Genomic DNA, 16,760 nt, shown 5'->3' with positions numbered 1-16,760 from the left:
CCTCACCTCACCTCGCCTCTCCTTTGCATTGCCAGAGGAGTGTACAGGCTCTCGATGCAACAAGGAGGCAGTGGGCATGAAGCCATCCTTCTTCTCGCGTGCGCGTATGCGACCCCTGCAAGGACGCTGGTGGGTCGGGGCGCTTCTGCTTGTGGTGCTGCTCCTCAGCTCGCTAGGGGTGGTCGTTGGCACGACGCGCATTAGTCATGCGCAGTCTGCCCCTTCCGGGCTGGTGCTGGAGTATGCCGATGCCAATACCAGTGCCACAACAAATACGCCTCGTCCTCACTTTGAAATCGTCAATAATACCAGCTCCAGCGTGGCCCTCAGTAGCCTGACGATCCGCTATTGGTATACTGAGGACGGCAGCCAATCCCAGCAATTTTGGTGCGACTATGCCGCTGTCGGCTGTAACAATCTGAGCGGCACCTTTGTGGCGCTGAGCACGCCGACAGCAACCGCTGACACCTATCTCCAGATCAGCTTTAGCAGTGCGGCGGGCACCATTCTGCCTGGTGGCAATAGCGGCGAGATCCAGGTACGCTTCAATAAGAGCGACTGGAGCAACTATAACCAGGCAAATGACTATTCATGGAGCGCGACGCAGACGAGCTATGCGCCGTGGACGCAGGTAACGCTCTACCTTAACGGCCAACTGGTGTGGGGTACGGAGCCTGGCGGAGCCAGTCCAACGCCGACACCTTCGCCCACGCCGACCAGCGCGCCGACACTAACCCCCACGGCGGGCGCCGGTGGAGGAAGTAGCACAGGCGGCGGGTGGACAACCAGCGGGACGAAGATCCTGGCGCCCAATGGCAGCCAGTTCGTGATCAGTGGCATCAACTGGTATGGTTTTGAGACCCCCGACTATGTGGCGCACGGCCTCTGGTCGTACGATATCTCGACGATTCTCAATCTGGTCAAAAGCTATGGGTATAATACCCTGCGTATTCCCTTCTCAAACCAGATGTGGGAGTCCGACCCGGTGCCGCAGAACGACGTTGGCTGTCCCTCGTGCGTTGGGCTACATGCGCGCGATATCCTGGCCAAGATCATCAACTATGCCGGCTCCATTGGCCTGCATGTGATCCTTGACAATCACCGGTCGGAGGCGGGTGAGTCTGCGGAGCAAAGCGGGCTCTGGTACACCTCGGCCTATCCCGAGAGTAGCTGGATCAACGACTGGGTGAGTGTGCAGCGCTGGGTACACGGCATTCCTCAGACGATGGGAGCGACGGATACCGTCACAGTGAATTATCTGGCCTCCGATGGCTGGCCGATCGTCTTGGGCTATGACCTGCGCAATGAGCCGCATGTGGAGGGAACCTATCCCAATCAGTATGCCAGCGGCGCTCAGTGGGGTTCTGGCGATGGCATCGATCCAGCAAGCAACCCAAATCCGAATCCGTTCGCGCCGGCCTGCGTGGCGACCTCGACCTGCCACGATTGGCGCCTGGCCGCAGAGCGCGCCGCCGATACCTTGCTTGGTGATGCGCGCGCACACGGCTGGAGCTATCCTTTGATCTTTGTGGAGGGGGTCTCGGCCTATCCGACGCCTTCAGGCACGCATGCTAACGGCCCCTACTCCAGCACCTGGTGGGGTGGTAGCCTGCAGGGAGTCAATGGCAATAGCAATAATCCCGGCGCGCCAATCGTGCTCAACGCTGGCGGCAATGCCAGCAGCCTGGGGCCGGCGGTCAGCAATCAGGTGGTCTACTCGGCCCACGACTATGGTCCGACGCTCTATCCTCAGAGCTGGTTCAATAGCAGTACCTGCTACAAGAGCGGCTGCTCCAGTTCGAGCCTGGTCGATGTCTGGACGAGCAATTGGGCCTATATTGCAACGCCGAACGGGGTCAATCCGACCTGGCCGGGTCATAGCAGCTATCCCTGGGGCAATACCGGGGCTCAGCCCTACAGCTCGGCGCCTGTCTGGATTGGTGAGTTTGGCACTGGCAATAGTGCCAGCGATCTGGTCTCCAGCGGCGCCGGTTCGCAGGGTCAGTGGTTCACAGACCTGGTGAACTTTATTAAGAGCAGCTATGGATCAGGAGGCTCTGGGGTGGCCGTGAGTAATCTGAACTGGACCTACTGGGCCCTCAATGGCGAGGATAGCTATGGCTTGCTGAATGGGCAATACAATGGCCTGGCCAATGCCAGCAAAGAGTATAGCTTCCTCTGCTTTATCGAGACCGGCCCGCTGGCGGTCCCTTCAGGCACTGGTAGCGGTCAGTGTGGCTCGACAGGCCCTCTGCCAGCTCCACAATGAGAAGGAGCCTGCCCAGCCGGCAACGTTCAGCAGCTCTTGGAGAGCGAGCAGACACTATCTAAGCGCCCCTGCTGGATACGAACGAGCACGAGCACCCACCCTGGAAGAAGGGCGAGGCTGCGGAGAGAGCACCTGCTCCGTCGGCCTCGCCCTTGCTCTCTTGAGCGCTATTCCGCTCCCGACGGTCGCTCTCACTGGTCCTGTTCGCGCCCGGAGCGGAGCGCGGCCGGGAGATCCTGAAAGACGGCTGGCGCGTCGCTGGTGCCCTTGACAGGCAGCCTGCCGCTTCCCTATACTTACCAGTAGTTATTGAGAAAGATTTGCAATTGCACTTGACAGGCAGCTATGGCTGGTGGCTGGCGAGAATCGAGGCTTGGGCGAGCCGCCAGGCTGACCGGCCTGCTTGTTCCTACGCTATAGCACCTGGCGTCTGCGATCTTCCTCTCACTTGGGCAGTGGTCTCTTTTCTGAGCGGGCTACGGAGGTTCCTGCCATGCACATACCCGACGGCTATCTCTCGCCTGTCTTCTCCCTCGGCTCCGGTGTAGTGACGGTTCCTGCCTGGGCGCTAGCCACACATAAGGTACGCGATGTACTGAACCGGCGTACGGTGCCGCTGATGGCCATCTTTTCGGCGCTCTCCTTCACTATCATGATGTTCAATGTGCCGGTGCCCGGCGGCACAACGGCCCACGGAGTTGGCGGTACCTTGATCGCCATCGTGCTAGGTCCCTGGGCGGCTACGCTCTGCGTGAGCGTGGCCCTGATTATTCAGGCGCTCTTCTTTGGCGATGGGGGCATTCTCGCTATTTTTATCAATTGTCTGAACATGGGGGTAATTTTACCGTTTGTCGGTTATTATGCCTATCGACTCATCGCCGGGCGCTCACCGGTGCTGTCGACGCGGCGCGTCTGGGCGGCGGCCATTGGGGCCTATTTGGGGATCACTGCGGCGGCTCTAGCGGTCGGCATTGAGCTAGGTCTACAGCCGCTGCTCTTTGAGCAGAACGGGCATGCCCTCTATAGTCCCTATCCTCTCGCTGTAGCCGTGCCGGCGATGCTCCTCTCGCACGCCTTTGGGGCCTCGTTAGTCGAAGCCTTGATTACGGCCCTCGGCTTTGCCTACATCCAGAAGCATCACCCGACCTTTCTCACGACGTTGCGCGAGGCGGTAAGTGGCGGCGACGTGCCGACCGGCGAAGTGCAGACATTGCCGCTCTGGCGCATCTTTGCGCTGGCGATCCCGCTAGTGCTGGTCCTGCTCTTTGTCGCTGGCCTGATCACTGGGGGAGGACGCCTTGACCATCTCTTTGGCGCGGACTGGTCGCAGGTGAGCTGGTCGGATGTGGGCATCATGCTCCTGATCGTGCTAGGCATCGCCGTAGTGCTCCTGCCCCTGACCTGGCTGGTCTTGCCGGCGCGCTTGAAACGGGTAGGAACCTTCTTCATGGCGCTGGCCATTTTCGCGCCGCTGGGCCTGATTGCGCCAGGCTTTGCCTTCGGGGAGGGCAGTCCCGAGGATGTGCAGAAGGCTTTTGGCTATATTCCCCAGGGACTGCGCGATCTCAATGGCCTCTGGAACGCGCCCTTGAGTGGCTACAATATCAACGCTGACTTCTTTACGGCCCCAAATGCGCCGCTGTGGCATGCCGCACTGGGCTACGAGATCAGTGGTATCATCGGCATTCTCTTGCTGGTGCTGGTGGTCTCTGGCCTGATGCTGCTAATACGCCGCCTGACTGGCCACGCTGGAGATGAGGCAGGGGCAAGTGAAAGGCAAGCGCAGCCGCGCGAGGAGGCTCTATGAGCGTGGGAGCGGGCGACCAGCTAAGGGAGCAGACCGAGGCCAGCGAGGGACCTGGGCGTCTGATGCGAGAGCGCCAGACGCGGCGGCAAGTGCGTCGTCAGCTTGGCTGGGTCGAACAGACGCTAGCGGGAGTGACGGAGGCCATTGAGCGCGCCGTCTTTACAGAGGAGCATGCGCGCCGTCCAGGTTGGCTGCAGGGCCTTGATCCGCGCGTCAAGCTGGGCATGTTCGTGGTGACGGTGCTGGCTGCCAGCCTTTCTCACTCGCTGCTAGCCTTGCTACTGCTGTACGGAGTCCTTTTGCTGGCGGCGCGTCTCAGTCTGCTTCCCTTTGATTTTTTTGTGCGCCGGGTCTGGCTGGGCATCCCCTTTTTCGCGGGCATCGTTATTCTGCCATCGATCTTTTTCACGAGCGGCGGGCCGCGCCTCTTTGAGCTAGTCATCGGGCCGCTGCACCTGGGGCCGACTCTGGCCAGCCTACTGGGAGCGGCTATCTTTGTGATGCGAGTGGGCGATGCTGTCTCTCTGGCTGTCCTGTTGATTCTCACGACGCGCTGGGCCGATCTGCTCAAGAGTCTGCAGGTCCTGCGTGTGCCGCAGATCTTTATTTTACTGCTCTCGATGACCTACCGCTATATTTTCCTCTTTTTGCATACCGTCAATGGGTTCTTTGAGGCGCGCAAGAGTCGCACGGTAGGGTTGACGAGCGGTGGTGAGCAGCGGGCCTGGATCGTGACCGCTCTGGTGACCTTGATGAATCGCTCCTTCCAGATGAGCAACGAGGTCTATACGGCTATGTGTGCGCGTGGCTTCACAGGCACCATTCGCACCTATAGCGATTATCGCCTGCGGGCTGGGGATGTGCTGGCATTGCTGGGCGCAGCTCTGCTGGCGGTCGGCCTCTTTTTCCTGGGGAGGATCAGCATATGAGCTTGATGCAGGTCTCGGCGCTGCAGCCGGGGCAGGTGATCTATCAGTTGCGTGGGGTGCGCTATCGCTATCACGGTCGGCATTTGGCGCTTGACGGCATCGATCTGGAGATTACTCATGGCGAGCAAATTGCGCTGCTGGGTGCCAATGGGAGCGGCAAATCGACCCTGCTGAAGCTGCTCGATGGTTTGCTGGCGCCGGAAGAGGGCTATATGCGGGCGCTGGGCCGCGAGATTCAGGCGGTCGCGGCTGGTCAGGAAACATTTACGTTTCATCGTCAGGTCGGGCTGGTCTTTCAAGATCCTGATGTGCAGCTCTTCAGCGCCACAGTCTTCGATGACGTCGCCTTTGGGCCACTGCAGCTCGGCCTGCCGCGCGAGGAGGTCAAGCGGCGCTGTCAGGAGGCGCTAGAGCTGATGGAGATCAGCCATCTGGCCGATCGTGCGCCTTTTGAGCTGTCGGGAGGCGAGAAAAAGCGGGCAGCCATTGCCTCAGTGCTCTCGCTGCAGCCAGAGGTCATTCTGCTGGACGAGCCGACAGCCTCACTTGATCCGCGCACCAAGTGGGTGCTGGTCAATCTGATCCGGCGTCTGGGGGAGCAGGGCCGGACCATTGTGACGGCCACGCATGAACTGGAGATTGTGCCCTTGATTGCGCGTCGTGTGCTAGTGCTTGGTGAAGAGCGGCGCATTTTGGCCGATGGGCAGCCGGAGGAGATCTTGCGCGATCGCGCCCTACTGATCCGCGCCAATCTCATCCATCCACAGCTGCACCGTAGCTGGTTCCTGACTCTGGAAAAAGAGATAGAGCCGCAGGCTCCAAGCGATGCCCCAGCCTCCTCCCTCTAGCTTTAAGCGATTGGGCACGGCGGGCGCTCAGCGAGGGTCGCCCGGCTGAACCCTGCTCGCCTGAGCTTGACAGGCGCGGCCAGGACGGCCTAAGCTGTCTTAGCAAGTGCTTGTCGTTCGCCGGCCTTGAGCAGAGATCAGCCAGATCCGCTCTCGCAGGCAAGAGCGGGCTGGGCTTTGCGATGAGAAAGTGAGGAGAGGCCGCCTTGTTCATCGTGCAGGCGCTCAGCAGCGCCTTCAATATGTTCTGGGAGATTCTCTGGCCGCTCGTCCTCGGCTTCGGGCTCTCGGCGCTGGTACAGGCTCTGGTCCCGCGGAGAACGCTGGCGCGCCTGCTCGGCGGCGAGGCCCCCCGTCATCTAGCGCTGGCCACTCTCTTTGGCATCGCCTCTAGCTCTTGCTCCTATGCGGCGGTCGCTCTGGCGCGCGCGCTCTTCCGTAAGGGAGCCAGCTTCACTGCGGCGATGGTCTTTGAGCTAGCCTCCACCAATCTGGTCATTGAGCTGGGCCTCATCTTACTGGTCCTGCTCGGCTGGCCCTTCCTGCTGGCGCAATACCTTGGTGGCCTCCTCATGGTCATCCTTCTAGCGCTCATCTTCCGGCTCACGCTCACGCGCAAGCTGGTAGCGCAGGCTCAGGAGCAAGCGCAGCGCGGCCTCAGCGGAAGAATGGAAGGCCATGCGGCTATGGATATGAGTCTGGAGGGAAACGGTCCTTTCTGGCGGCGTCTCTGGAGCGGGCGCGCTTTCACAGCCATCAGCCACTATTTTGTCATGGACTGGGCGGCGGTCTGGACCGATGTCCTGCTGGGCCTCCTCATCGCTGGGGCCCTGGCGGCCTGGGTACCCGCCAACTTCTGGCGCGCCTTCTTCCTGAGCGATAACCCTACGCTGGCGACGATCGAAGGGCCGCTAGTAGGTCCACTGATAGCCATCATCAGCTTTGTCTGCTCTGTGGGCAATGTCCCCTTAGCGGCGGTCCTCTGGCGTGGCGGTATCAGCTTCGGCGGTCTTGTCAGCTTTATTTTTGCCGACCTGATTGTGTTGCCTATTCTGGACATCTATCGCAAGTATTACGGCTGGCGCGTGGCAGGCTATTTGCTCCTGACCTTCTACATCACAATGGCGCTGGCCGGTTACCTGGTGGATCTTCTCTTTAGCCTTCTGGGCCTTATCCCGGCTCAGCGGACGGTTGCCGCCATCAGCGAAGGGCTACACTGGAACTACACCACTGTCCTGAATCTGCTGGCTCTCCTGCTGGCGGCGGCGCTCATCATCCGCTTTCTGCGCACCGGAGGCCCGGCCATGCTGACCATGATGAACCGGCCAGCGCGCGAGCCATCTGAGGTCTCCCATACTCATGAGCACGGCTCTCACGGCTAGCAACACACGACCTCATGAGGAGAGTGGCCAGCCAGGCCCTCTCACTCATGAGGTTCACATGGCCAGCTAAGAAGAGAGGAAAGAGCCGCCCGGTGCTGGCTGCCAGAGCCTGAGCTGTTCAGGCTGGCTGCTCAGGAAGACCGTGGACAAGAATCAAGCGTGAGTGAGAGGCGCGCTGGCGAATACCGCGAATCGCGCTGTACTCGGGAGAATTGTACCAGGCCCAGGCCTGTTCAGCCGTCGGGAACTCCAGCAGGGCGATACGGCCAGGCTTCCAATCGCCCTCGATCGTCTCAATCTGGCTTCCCCGAGCCAGATATCTGCCTCCGTATTGGGCCACGGTGGCGCCGGCCTGACGAGCATACTCTTGATACTCTTCGGGATCGGTGATGTCAATACTGGCGATGATATAGACAGCCATTGCTCTCCTCCTGTTCTAGCGATTGCATCCGTTCTGGCATTGTCGCCTGGCCCGCTGGCTTTCTCTGCCTTTTGCTCCAGAGCCACATTCACAGGACAAAAACACTATAGCACATTGAGCACGACCTCCGCCCCCTGCTGCTCACTGCGGTGGACGCGAACGTGGTGGCCAGGGGACAAAGGGAGAGACGCGTCGCCGATACTCGGTGTAGAGAGCAGGGTACTTTGCCGACAGGTGACGCTCCATCATCGGGATACTGACCCCGAGAAAGAGTATCAGAATAGCCAGCGGCCCGATCAGTGTCCACCAGAAAGCCGGGTGGGCTACCAGAACAAACAGAAAGAGGCCCCACCAGAACAGCACTTCGCCGAAGTAGTTGGGATGGCGCGGCCAGGACCAGAGGCCCGGCGGCAAAGGTCCGCGCTCGGCGGCAGGCCGGGCCCGGAAGCTCTCCATTTGCTGATCGGCCAGGGCCTCGATCGCGATCGCCGCCAGCGTCACCACAGCCGCCAGCCCATCAGCGGGCCTGAGTGGCGTGCCACGATCGCTCAGGTTAGGCCACAGGCTCAAGCAGCCCAAAAAGACCAGCGCCGTTGGCATCAAGTGGATGCCAAGCAGGCTCACTGGCCAGTACCAGCGACCAGTACTCTTGCGAATATCCACATAGCGCCAGTCCTCATGCTCCAGACCATGCCAGCGCCGGGCCCAGTTCCAGGTGAGGCGCAGCGCCCAGAGACAGAGCAAACCAAAGATCAGCACATGGCGCGCATTGGCCAGGCCATCCGAAGAGGGCTGGAATAACCAGAAAAGCGCGATCGGGACCGGGGCCACGCTCCAATAAGGATCGTAGAGGCTCGAATTATCTGTCAGCACGCTGAAGACAAAGACCACCACAGTCGCCAGCCCGTCGGCCACAGCCAAAGCCGCCAGAGGCGGCCAGTCCTGTAAGGGCCAAAGAATCGCCCAGGCGGCAGCCAGCGCCAGCCCATAGGCCAGGATAACCAGCGCAAAAGCACGCTTCATCCTCTGGCTCCTTCCCCCGCCACAGCTGCCCTGGTCAGCAGTGCCGGGCGGCTAAAGGGATGCTCGCGCAGTCCCATACGGAATAGAATCAGCAGCGGGAAAATGATCCACGAAGCGTTAGCGGCAAACACTACCCCTAGCTGGGGAGAGCGATAGACACCGAAAGCTTCCTCGCTCAGAATCATCACCACACCCTCGATCATGGCCACCGCGTAGATGATGCTCGGCAGACGAATCCACTCGCGCCCCTTCGCGTAAGCATAGATCGCCACCAGATAGAAGGGACCGTAAACCAAATCGTCCAGCCAGATCGTCACCTTAAAGAAGACCGGACGGGCCATCAGCAGCGGATCAAAATGTTGGCCCCACCAGTGGATCAGATCGACCACCGGGCGAGGCGGCCAGAGCGGATAGCTGAAGTGCAGGGGGTCAGGAATAATAATCTGTTCGATATCGATCAAATAAGTCACGAACAGCAGATTGATAGCGAAGAAAGCGATCAATAACCAGTCGATGTGGCGTTGAGAGAGAGGGACAGGCTCCAAAGTCGTCACGACAACAGCCTCCTTGAAGGAGATTGCAACCTGGCCCAGCGGACAAGACCAGGATCGCTGTAAGGTAAAGAAAGGAAGGAAGGAAGGTCAGCCCCTGGCGTCGGCCAACGCAGGCCGCGTCAAGCCAGGACCGACAAACAGGCGGCCCCAGCCCTGGAAAGCTCTCAGCGCGCTGGCCATCTGACTTACTCGCGGTAAGAGATCAAGGCCGTCGAGGCCAGTAGTCGTTCGACAAGGGCCGGCGCCCAGCGGTTCAGCCAGACCAGCGTTTTGCCCGAAAGCGTCAGCACCTGCTCGCGACGGCGGCGGGCGGCCTGGCGCAGAATCAGACTGGCGCAGCGGGCGGGATCGAGAGCAGGCACCTTATTGGCCTGTTCGCCCATGACCTCCTGCAGACGTGGCGTGCGGACAGCGCTCAAATAGGTGATCGAGACACTGACCCCGCTACCGTGCAGCTCTGTGCGCAGCGTATTCAAAAAGCCACGCATGGCATGCTTTGAGGCATTATAGCCGGCGGTACCTGGGAGACCGAGCAGGCCGCCAAAGCTGTTAACCCCGACAATGCGCCCCCGACTGCGCTTCAAATAGGGCAGGGCGTAATAGGTGCAGTAGACCGTTCCCAAATAGTTCAGTTCGATCTCATGGCGGATCGTTGAGAGATCGTCGAGGGCCTCGAAACGGCGCGGGAAGCCCATGCCGGCGTTGTTGATCAGCATATCCAGGCGACCGTACTCATGGACCGTGCGCTCAACCAGGCGCCGACATTGAGCCTCATCGCGCAGATCGGTCGGGATCGCCAGAGCGCGGGCACCGCGGGCCCGACAGCTAGAGGCGACAGCCTCTAAGGCCTCGCTGCTGCGCGCGGCCAGGGCCAGCCAGGCACCCTGAGCCGCCAATTGATAGGCGAGCTGCTCACCAATGCCGCGCGAGGCACCCGTAATGATGACCACATGCTCGCGAAACGGCGTATCCGCCATTCAGAAGCCTCCTCTACTGCTTGGCAGAAAGAGTAGCAATAGCCAGGCAATGACCATCCTTCTGGATTCGCCGCAGGCGGCTTGCCTGTTGCTACTAGATTACCACATCAGGTGCGGGCGCCGCTCCCAGGCTCAAGCCGCGCGCCATGTTTGACCGCGGTAAAAATCTTAATCAGTTTTTTATGCCCTTGTATTGCACTTTGCGGACGCCTATGGTACTATTGCTACAGCCCCAATATGTCACCTGAGTAGGCTGGGTGTTTCGACGTTTTATCAGGAGACGATCCTGAGAGAGCAGCACGGGGGAGTCGAAGCGACAGCTCTACCAGCGCCGCCTTTAGGATGAAGGCAGCGCAGGGGGTCATCCGATACATACAGACTGTTGTATGTGGGCGGATTGAAGGAAGGTAGTAGTGTGGAAGCAGAGAGAGGGAGACACTATGAGCAAACTCGTCATGGTGATAGATGATTCGCTGACCGTGCGCAAGATCATCGAGACCAGCCTGAGACGTGAGGGCTTTGATTATGTCAGCTATCCTGATGGGATTCAGGCGCTAGAAGCTCTCACGAAGCATAAACATCGCGTTCCAGATTTGGTGATCCTCGATATCGGTTTGCCAAAGATGGATGGCTACGAAATTGCGCGCATTCTGCGCACAAAGCCCCAATTTGGCAACACGGTCATCGTGATGCTCTCGGGTCGAGATGGGGTGATTGATCGTCTCAAGGGACGGCTGGCCGGAGCCAAGGATTACCTCACTAAGCCATTCCGAACGCAGGATGTCATTTCGGTAGTGCATGCCCATCTGGGCAGCCCAACACCAACCTATAGCTAGCTTGAGCCTGCCGGGCGAGCGATTGATTGAGCGAGAGCTGTCCAATCGCTGTGCTCACCCGATCGATCGGTCGCTTGGGCAAGCGCGTGGCAGGCAGACGGATAGAGAGAGTTATTCATCCGTTCGCTCAGTTCCCATCACCACCCAATGCACAAACGAGTAGCACGAGGGTAGTGCTGCCCGCGGCGGCGCGAGCGAAGAGAAGATGGTTGTACCACGTGCGGGAGGGTTTCTCTCCAGGTCGCTGGAGGCCTTGAGCGATGAGGAGTTCTGGAACTATGCGCGTGAGCTGGCTCGCATGGTTCCGGCAGCGACTCATCCCGAGGAGTATCTAGAATGCAGCCTGTCGCTAGGACAGGGCTGCTGTTTTGTTTCACTGAGGGCACTCTGTGAGGTAGTGCCTCCCCCCCATCGCTTTGCCGCTTTGCCCGCTTCCCCGGCCTGGTTGCTTGGCCTGGTCGCCTGGCGCGGTGAGGTCATTGCCGCCGTTGACCTGCCTGGCTTCCTCTGTGGGGCCCCCACGACGCCCGCTGATGAGGGCATGCTCCTGGTCGCCGATTATCCCGAGCAGCCCATTGGCCTGCTTGTCCCCGCCATCGGCTCGATCCTCTCCCTGGAATATACGCCTCTGGAGCAGTGCGAGGCGCTGCCTGTGCGCCGTGAGCTGCTGCGCGGCCTGCATGGCACTGATCCCGTCTTAGATGTGCCAGCTTTGCTGACTGAGATTGTGCGCGAGATAGAGAGGGCAGGATTCTATGGCTGAGCCGCGGAACGATCGACCGGAAGTGCCTGAACCTGAAGAGGAATCGCAGCTAACGCCCGAGGATCTGGCGATTATCGAGGCCTTCCGCCAGATGGAGGATTTAGAGCCACCGGAGGGAGCTAGCGAGTCCGAGGTGGTCAGCGCGGCGGCGACTGAGGCCAACGACGGCTTGACAGACAGGGCCACGGCTGCGAACGCCCAAGGAGGCGAGCCAGCGACCGGCTCGCCCTCATCTGAGGGCGGCCTCGACGACATGCTTGCGCTGTTTGCCGCCGAGGCCGATGAGGATATCGCTGCGATGCGTCAGGCCCTGGCTCAGCTTGAACAAGAGGATCAGCTTGATGAGGGCCGTTTAGAGGCATTGCGCCGCTGTGCCCATAAATTGAAAGGGACCGCCGGCGCCGTCGGCTGCCCATCGATGTCGACGATTGCCTACTATATCGAAATGCTCGTCGGCTCGCTGCGCGATGGCTCAGTACCGATGATGATCGGTCTCATGGCCCTGGTACAAGCGGTCCGCGCCCTGGAGGCGACCCTGCAGAGCATCGTTGAGACAGGGCAAGAGAGTAGTGCGCCGCTCACCGAGCTGGAGGCCGACTATGAGGCCCTGAATGAGTTTGGCAGCGTGCGCCGTACGCCCTCGGAAAGCCTGATCGCTCTCACCGCTGCTGATGAGGCGGCGCTGTTGGAGGAGGAAGAGCTAGCGCCCCGCTCGCCGCTGCGCGAAGAGATCGCCCGCTTTCATCTCCGCACGCGGACGCCACGTGAGTCCGGCTCGCCGTTGCCTTCTGTGTTGGTCGATGCGGAGCGTCTCAAACGGCTCGTGCTTAACAGCGAGCATCTGGCCGAGCAACGGGAGCCATTGGAGAGCGCTCGTCGCGAGCTGGAGTCTGCCCTGCAGGAGCTGTATGCCGCTCAGGCGCGCCTGCAGTATCTGGAGACGCTGCTTTCGCTTAACCCCCTCTCCCTCAGTGAGCTGGGGCAGATCCCACAGACTTCCCATCGCGCTCCCCCCCAGCAGCCTCTGTCTTCGCTGGTGGCCCGTATTTTAGAGGAGGCGGAGCAGTATGGCCGCCACACTCAGGCCCATGCTCAACCGCGCCAGCGGTTGAGTGCTCTGGCGCTTAAGGCGCGCGAGGCGACGTCCTGGGATGAGATGGAGGTTGATCGCTATACTGAGAGCGATGTACTACTGCGAGCCTTCTCCGAGGCGATTGCTGATGTCAGTACAGCCTCGGCTCAGGTTCGCGCGGCCTTCACTCGCCTTGATCGCGTGCTGCGTCGCCATATGGATCTTGCCAATCGGGTGCGGGGTGAGACGCTCTTGTTACGCTCAGCTCCGCTGGCTGTCTTGCTGCCGCGCATTCGGCGCGCCATCAGGATGAGTGCTGACGCCCAGCGCCAACGGGTCTACTTTGAAACCCGCGGCGAGACAACAGAAGTTGATCAGGATATTCTGGAGGCCTTGGCTCGCCCGCTGCTGCAATTGGTACGCTATGGTATGATCACAAGTTTGAGCAGTGCACATGCCGAAGATGGTGGAGAGGAGCAGCAAGAGCGGCGGGTCTGGCTCTATGCTCACGCGGTCGGCAATGAGGTATCGCTGGAGCTGGGCTTTTCAACGCCGGTGCGAGCGGGGGCGCTGGAGCTGGTTCAGGGACCCATTCAGCAGCTACAAGGGACCGTGGCCGCTCAGCGTAATGGCCTGGGGGGTGTGACTTTCTATCTGACCTTGCCTCGTCTGCATGGGGCCATGCACGGCCTGCTAGTACGCACCGCGGGCCAGCGTCTGATCTTGCCTTTCTCTCAGGTGCGCCGCATTATGGCGGGACGAATTCCTCTAGAGCAGACAAGCCAGGTCTCGGCTCAGGCCCCGCCGTTGCCGGCCTCTGCCGTGCCACTCTACCGTTTGCTGAATCTGCCGGGCAAGGCGCAGGATGAGGCCGCTCCCACGTTAGCGGCTGAAGCACGTCCCTGGCTTCTCTTGCAGGACGGTCTGCCGTGTGGGGCGGTTGAGGTCGATGAGGTTCTGGGGGGGATGGAGCTGGTGGTACGGCCCCTGGCCCCCTATCTGCGGCGCCCGGGCATCATGGGGGCGGCCATTGACGGCCAGGGCAATGTTTTGCTGGTTGTCGATCTGACGCGTCTCTCTCCCCCGGCGGAGGCAGCCCAGGCGCCGCCGGCAAAGGCTCCGCCAGAACCGTTCTCCAGCCGCCGTGAGCCGCTGGCTGCCAGCACCGGACGGACGGTTATGATCGCTGACGATTCGGTCTATATCCGCCAGTCCTTGCAGCAGACGCTCCAGCGAGCCGGCTATCGGGTAATTCAGGCGCGCGATGGGATGGAGGCCTGGGAACTGTTGCTAGAGCAGCCGCCAGATGTTTTGCTACTTGACATTGAGATGCCTCACTTAAACGGCTATGAGCTGCTGAGCATGATTCGGGCCAGCCCACGCTTTGAGTCGCTCAAGATCATCATGCTCACAGCTCGCTCGTCGGAGAAGCATCGGCGCTCAGCCCAGGACCTCGGGGCCCAGGCGTATCTGATCAAGCCGTCTCCTCCCGAGCTGCTTCTAGAAACCATTGGAGCTGTGCTAAACGAGCAGTCGGCTGCAACGTAGGTCCAGTGTGCTGCCCGTTCGCTCATCAGCGATAGCGACCCGTTAAGGTGTAGGCTGTGACCAAAGCAGAGAAGGAGGAGGCTCCCGCTCCATTCGCTCTGGCAAGGGGAGCCTTCCTCCTGCTTTCCTGGCCTGGTGGCCTTAGCGCAGTAAGCTCTGAGGGCCAAAGGCCAATCACTCTGCAAGATCCTGCAGAGAGGCAGACCGCTCGCTAGCGGCTCTGGTCAGCTCTCTCCTCTATTCGCGATAGTAGCTAGCTGCGGCTTTAATCGAGCCGGTCTCGATCATGATCTGGCGCAGCTGCTGGGCGTCGAGCGTCTCGTAGAGGCGCAGAGCCTGAGCGATGCGATCCAGCGTGACGCGGTGTTCGCGCAGCAAGTTCAGGGCGCGATTATAGGCGGCTTTCACGATGCGATCGACCTCCTTATCAATCAGGGAGGCCGTCTTCTCGCTATAGTCACGGCGCCCGAAAGCGGCGCGCTCTAAGGGATCTTCGCGCTCCTGGAAGAAGAGCGGGCCAATGCGCTCGCTCATGCCCCAGTTAGTGACCATGTGACGTGCGATCTGCGTCACCTGTTGCAGGTCATTCTCTGCGCCGGTTGTAATGCGCCCGATAGCTACCTCCTCGGCGGCACGGCCCCCGAGGGCCGTCACCAGGCGCGCCTCAAGATACTCGCGAGAGTAATTGTGGCGATCATCGAGTGGCAGATAGCGAGTCACACCGAGAGCCTGCCCGCGCGGCACGATCGTCACTTTGCCGACCGGGTCGACATGCTCGGTCAAGAGAGCGGTCAAGGCATGGCCGCCCTCATGGTAGGCCACCACCCTCAGATCCTCTTCGCTCAGCACCAGCGGACGTTCAGCGCCCAGAACGATCTTATCCAGCGCCTCCAGGAAGCAATTCTGATTGACGCTGTCCAGATTGCGGCGAGCCGCCAGCAGAGCGGCCTCATTGACCAGGTTGGCCAGATCGGCGCCGACCATGCCCGGCGTGGCCCGCGCGATCGCCTCCAGGTCCACATCCGGGGCCAAAGGCACCTTGCGCGTATGGATCTGCAGGATCGCCAGGCGACCTTTCCAGTCGGGGCGGTCCACCGTCACACGGCGATCAAAGCGACCGGGGCGCAGCAGGGCTTTATCCAGTCCTTCGGGCCGGTTGGTCGCCGCCAGCACGACTACCGCCTGCCGCACATCAAAGCCATCCATCTCGACCAGCAACTGATTGAGCGTCTGCTCACGCTCGTCGTTGCTATTGATGCTGGCTCCACGCTGGCGCCCGACGGCGTCGATCTCGTCGATAAAGATGATGCTGGGCGCGGCCTTTTTGGCCTGATCGAAGAGATCGCGCACGCGGCTGGCCCCGACGCCAACGAGCACCTCGACGAACTCGGAGCCGGACATCGAGAAGAAGGGGACCCCAGCCTCGCCGGCAACGGCGCGCGCCAGCAGGGTTTTGCCGGTGCCTGGTGGCCCAACCAGGAGCACGCCACGCGGGATCTTGCCGCCCAGGCGCTGGAACTTTTGAGGCGTTTTCAAGAACTCGACGATCTCGATGAGATCGTTCTTAGCCTCATCAACGCCGGCAACATCGGCGAAGGTCGTGCTGGGCCGATCCTCCATGATCACGCGCGCCCGACTCTTGCCGAAGCTAAAGATATTCTGCTGACCCTGGGTGGCGCGTCTGATAATAAAGAGGAAAAGCACTCCCAGAAAGACCCAGGGCAGCGCGTTAAAGAGGATGTTCAGCCACAGGCTGCCATCGTTGGCCGGCTTAGCGGAGACCGAGACATTGTGCTGTAGCAAGAGCTGGATCAGCTTGGGGTCTCCGCTTGCTAGCTGCGTAAAGTGATAATATTTCGACGTCTTGCCGGGGTTATTGGGATCGGCCACCGGCGTCTTAAACTCGCCGGTCACATCCTGTCCCTGGAAAACCGCCGTCTTGACGTTGCCTTTTTCGACTTCTGCGTAGAAAGAGCTGTAAGGGATCTCGATTGCGTTTTGGTTACTGCTGCCGTTCCCACCCTGCAAGAAGGACTGCAAGGCCCACCAGCCAAGCAGCAGAATGCCCACAATCACCAGGGAGCGCAGCAGCAACGAAGTCAAGCTTTCATTGTTATTATTGTTGTTGTTGCCGCTGCCGTTGGGATTGGGGGGAGTATTCAAGCGCGGAGGCCTGCTCTGTGGAGGGCCGTCGGGGCCGCGCTCGTAGGTATGTAAAGCCTGAGCTTCCATCTTGTTCAGACCTGCTTTCTGCTCGACGAGACCGCCCCAGCGGCAGACTGGTCCGCTGGCCAGGAATAGCCGGCCAGCTCTAGCCGCCAGGCGATCAGG

13 protein-coding genes are annotated in these 16,760 nt (G+C 60.6%); 8 read left to right on the top strand and 5 right to left on the bottom strand.

From position 1 onward, the window contains the following. The first annotated feature begins 76 nt into the window (after positions 1-76). From AC6H1L_RS08935 to AC6H1L_RS08915, 5 genes are all read left to right on the top strand, one after another. Entirely contained in the window at positions 77-2,269 is a 2,193-nt protein-coding gene (locus tag AC6H1L_RS08935) for a cellulose binding domain-containing protein (RefSeq protein WP_497601145.1), read from the top strand. A gap of 493 nt (positions 2,270-2,762) precedes the next feature. Then, positions 2,763-4,076, top strand: coding sequence for a cobalt transporter CbiM (gene cbiM / locus AC6H1L_RS08930; protein WP_497601144.1), 1,314 nt, complete (start codon positions 2,763-2,765; stop codon positions 4,074-4,076). Then, positions 4,073-5,005, top strand: a complete 933-nt coding sequence (cbiQ, locus tag AC6H1L_RS08925; RefSeq protein ID WP_497601143.1) for a cobalt ECF transporter T component CbiQ — start codon at positions 4,073-4,075, stop codon at positions 5,003-5,005. The genes cbiM and cbiQ overlap by 4 nt, the downstream gene beginning before the upstream one ends. Next, positions 5,002-5,853, top strand: coding sequence for an energy-coupling factor ABC transporter ATP-binding protein (locus AC6H1L_RS08920; RefSeq protein ID WP_497601142.1), 852 nt, complete (start codon positions 5,002-5,004; stop codon positions 5,851-5,853). Before cbiQ ends, AC6H1L_RS08920 begins: the two co-directional genes overlap by 4 nt. A gap of 242 nt (positions 5,854-6,095) precedes the next feature. Further along, positions 6,096-7,235, top strand: coding sequence for a permease (locus tag AC6H1L_RS08915; RefSeq protein ID WP_497601530.1), 1,140 nt, complete (start codon positions 6,096-6,098; stop codon positions 7,233-7,235). Positions 7,236-7,353: 118 nt separating this feature from the next. On the opposite strand, the gene AC6H1L_RS08910 is transcribed toward AC6H1L_RS08915, so the two are convergent. The 4 genes from AC6H1L_RS08910 to AC6H1L_RS08895 form a co-directional block, all read right to left on the bottom strand. Beyond that, entirely contained in the window at positions 7,354-7,656 is a 303-nt protein-coding gene (locus AC6H1L_RS08910) for a DUF1330 domain-containing protein (protein WP_497601141.1), read from the bottom strand. A 141-nt stretch (positions 7,657-7,797) separates the two neighbouring features. After that, the gene (locus AC6H1L_RS08905; protein ID WP_497601140.1) at positions 7,798-8,679 is read right to left on the bottom strand and encodes a DUF1295 domain-containing protein; all 882 of its coding nucleotides are present in this window, start codon (positions 8,677-8,679) and stop codon (positions 7,798-7,800) included. Next, positions 8,676-9,233 (bottom strand): EXPERA domain-containing protein, encoded by a 558-nt coding sequence (locus tag AC6H1L_RS08900; protein WP_497601139.1) that lies wholly within the window; start codon positions 9,231-9,233, stop codon positions 8,676-8,678. The genes AC6H1L_RS08905 and AC6H1L_RS08900 overlap by 4 nt, the downstream gene beginning before the upstream one ends. Before the next feature lie 185 nt (positions 9,234-9,418). Then, the gene (locus AC6H1L_RS08895) at positions 9,419-10,210 is read right to left on the bottom strand and encodes an SDR family oxidoreductase (protein WP_497601138.1); all 792 of its coding nucleotides are present in this window, start codon (positions 10,208-10,210) and stop codon (positions 9,419-9,421) included. Between the two features lie 440 nt (positions 10,211-10,650). Between AC6H1L_RS08895 and AC6H1L_RS08890 the strand changes: the two genes are divergently transcribed. The 3 genes from AC6H1L_RS08890 to AC6H1L_RS08880 all read left to right on the top strand — a co-directional run bounded on the left by AC6H1L_RS08890 (position 10,651) and on the right by AC6H1L_RS08880 (position 14,429). Continuing rightward, positions 10,651-11,046 (top strand): response regulator, encoded by a 396-nt coding sequence (locus AC6H1L_RS08890; protein ID WP_297164626.1) that lies wholly within the window; start codon positions 10,651-10,653, stop codon positions 11,044-11,046. A gap of 205 nt (positions 11,047-11,251) precedes the next feature. After that, on the top strand, positions 11,252-11,809 hold the full coding sequence (locus AC6H1L_RS08885) for a chemotaxis protein CheW (RefSeq protein WP_497601137.1): 558 nt from the start codon (positions 11,252-11,254) through the stop codon (positions 11,807-11,809). Next, positions 11,802-14,429, top strand: a complete 2,628-nt coding sequence (locus tag AC6H1L_RS08880; RefSeq protein ID WP_497601136.1) for an ATP-binding response regulator — start codon at positions 11,802-11,804, stop codon at positions 14,427-14,429. The genes AC6H1L_RS08885 and AC6H1L_RS08880 overlap by 8 nt, the downstream gene beginning before the upstream one ends. 237 nt (positions 14,430-14,666) lie before the next feature. Here the strand turns inward: AC6H1L_RS08880 and ftsH are convergent, their stop codons facing one another. Further along, a complete protein-coding gene (gene ftsH / locus AC6H1L_RS08875; protein ID WP_497601135.1) occupies positions 14,667-16,661 on the bottom strand; it encodes an ATP-dependent zinc metalloprotease FtsH in 1,995 nt (664 codons plus the stop codon). Between the last annotated feature and the right edge of the window lie 99 nt (positions 16,662-16,760).

Source organism: Thermogemmatispora argillosa (assembly GCF_059696725.1).
The sequence above is the reverse complement of the archived record's forward strand: the minus strand, read 5'-3'. Positions and strand labels throughout refer to the sequence as shown.